Raw genomic sequence first — 2,500 nt, forward strand, 5'->3', positions numbered from 1 at the left:
GTATATTTGCACCCGCTTAGTGAGGCACTGGGCGATGACGGGGTCGGGGGGCCGGCCTAGTTACAGAATTGTTCATTGAAATATTGTGGAGAGAATCGCGTCCTTTTAATGGGATGCGATGGTAGAGAATATAAAGAATTAGATCGAGAGAATCGGGGCCGGGGAGTCATATTTCGGAGGTCGTTGGGACGAGTAAACAAAGAACAACGATGAAGAGTTTGATCCTGGCTCAGGATGAACGCTAGCGGCAGGCCTAACACATGCAAGTCGAGGGGTAACGGGGAGCTTGCTCCGCCGACGACCGGCGCACGGGTGCGCACCGCGTATGGAACCTGCCCTCTACAGGGGAATAGCCCAGGGAAACTTGGATTAATGCCCCGTGGTACCATTTAACGGCATCGTTTTATGGTTAAAGCCTTCGGGCGGTAGAGGATGGCCATGCGTCCCATTAGTTAGTTGGTAGGGTAACGGCCTACCAAGACCGCGATGGGTAGGGGCCCTGAGAGGGGGATCCCCCACACTGGTACTGAGACACGGACCAGACTCCTACGGGAGGCAGCAGTGAGGAATATTGGACAATGGGCGAGGGCCTGATCCAGCCATGCCGCGTGCAGGAAGAATGCCCTATGGGTAGTAAACTGCTTTTATACGGGAAGAAAAAGGGGCACGTGTGCCCTGTTGACGGTACCGTAAGAATAAGGACCGGCTAACTCCGTGCCAGCAGCCGCGGTAATACGGAGGGTCCGAGCGTTATCCGGAATTATTGGGTTTAAAGGGTCCGTAGGCGGGCCGGTAAGTCAGGGGTGAAAGTCTGTAGCTCAACTATAGAACTGCCTTTGATACTGCCGGTCTTGAGTCATGGTGAAGTTGCCGGAATATGTGGTGTAGCGGTGAAATGCATAGATATCACATAGAACACCGATTGCGAAGGCAGGTGACTAACCATGTACTGACGCTGATGGACGAAAGCGTGGGGAGCGAACAGGATTAGATACCCTGGTAGTCCACGCCGTAAACGATGGATACTAGCTGTCCGGGCCCTTGAGGCCTGGGCGGCCAAGCGAAAGTGATAAGTATCCCACCTGGGGAGTACGTTCGCAAGAATGAAACTCAAAGGAATTGACGGGGGCCCGCACAAGCGGTGGAGCATGTGGTTTAATTCGATGATACGCGAGGAACCTTACCAGGGCTTAAATGCAGTTCGACAGGTCCAGAGATGGACTTTTCTTCGGACGGATTGCAAGGTGCTGCATGGTTGTCGTCAGCTCGTGCCGTGAGGTGTCAGGTTAAGTCCTATAACGAGCGCAACCCCTACCGTTAGTTGCCAGCATGTCATGATGGGGACTCTAACGGGACTGCCGGTGCAAACCGTGAGGAAGGTGGGGATGACGTCAAATCATCACGGCCCTTACGTCCTGGGCCACACACGTGCTACAATGGCAGGTACAGAGAGCGGCCACGTCGCAAGGCGGAGCGAATCTATAAAACCTGTCACAGTTCGGATCGGGGTCTGCAACTCGACCCCGTGAAGCTGGAATCGCTAGTAATCGGATATCAGCCATGATCCGGTGAATACGTTCCCGGGCCTTGTACACACCGCCCGTCAAGCCATGGAAGCCGGGAGTGCCTGAAGTCCGTCACCGCAAGGAGCGGCCTAGGGCAAGATCGGTAACTAGGGCTAAGTCGTAACAAGGTAGCCGTACCGGAAGGTGCGGCTGGAACACCTCCTTTCTAGAGATTGTCCCTTCAAGGGACGGTCCCCGGCGGCCTTCGAAGGTCCTTCGGTCCCGTTTTTTCGATTTATTTATGTTCTTTGAAATAAGATCTCCGCAATCATGATATATAACAAATACGGAAGCGCCTTAACTGGCGTTGAAGTAGGGACAGTCCCATAGCTCAGCTGGTTAGAGCGCTACACTGATAATGTAGAGGTCGGCAGTTCGAGTCTGCCTGGGACTACAAAGTAGGCCAAAGGTCCGACGAGAAGCCTGTGCTGAGCGCAGTCGAAGCAAGTCTGCCTGGGACTACGAGCCCCGTTTTTTGGGGGAACGTTCATTGAGTATGAAGTATTGGAAATTCTGGAAGTTGAGTAGTGGTTATGGTCTAACTACTAACTACTATGTGCCAACTACTGGTATATGGGGGATTAGCTCAGCTGGCTAGAGCGCCTGCCTTGCACGCAGGAGGTCATCGGTTCGACTCCGATATTCTCCACATGCCCTTTAGGGGCGACAGGTTCATTGACATATTGGAACAGGGAATACAACGGCATGTGATGTTGTTGTATATACCTAAAAAAAAAGAAACACGAATCTTTATAAAGTAAAGAGTACAAGTAGAATAGAACAAAAGGAAAGGCGACAAGCTGGAAAAGGGCGTATGGGGAATGCCTAGGCTCTCAGAGGCGACGAAGGACGTGATAAGCTGCGAAAAGCCGCGGGGATCGGCACATACGATATGATCCGCGGATATCCGAATGGGGCAACCCGGCATGTTGAAG

Annotated in this window: 2 tRNA genes and 2 rRNA genes (1 of these 4 cut by a window edge); all 4 read left to right on the forward strand. The window is 52.7% G+C overall.

Annotation, left to right across the window (positions count from 1 at the left end):
- The first annotated feature begins 206 nt into the window (after positions 1 to 206).
- Positions 207 to 1,731: ribosomal RNA gene (locus tag FEK29_RS17715) — 16S ribosomal RNA — on the forward strand.
- A 154-nt stretch (positions 1,732 to 1,885) separates the two neighbouring features.
- Positions 1,886 to 1,959, forward strand: a tRNA-Ile gene (locus FEK29_RS17720).
- 181 nt (positions 1,960 to 2,140) lie between these two features.
- Positions 2,141 to 2,214, forward strand: a tRNA-Ala gene (locus FEK29_RS17725).
- Between the two features lie 143 nt (positions 2,215 to 2,357).
- Positions 2,358 to 2,500 (forward strand): 23S ribosomal RNA (locus FEK29_RS17730); it runs 2,684 nt beyond the window's last position.
- Together the 16S and 23S rRNA genes with 2 tRNA genes alongside form the textbook arrangement of a ribosomal RNA operon.

The organism is Maribacter aurantiacus (genome assembly GCF_005780245.1).
Classification (GTDB): domain Bacteria; phylum Bacteroidota; class Bacteroidia; order Flavobacteriales; family Flavobacteriaceae; genus Maribacter; species Maribacter flavus.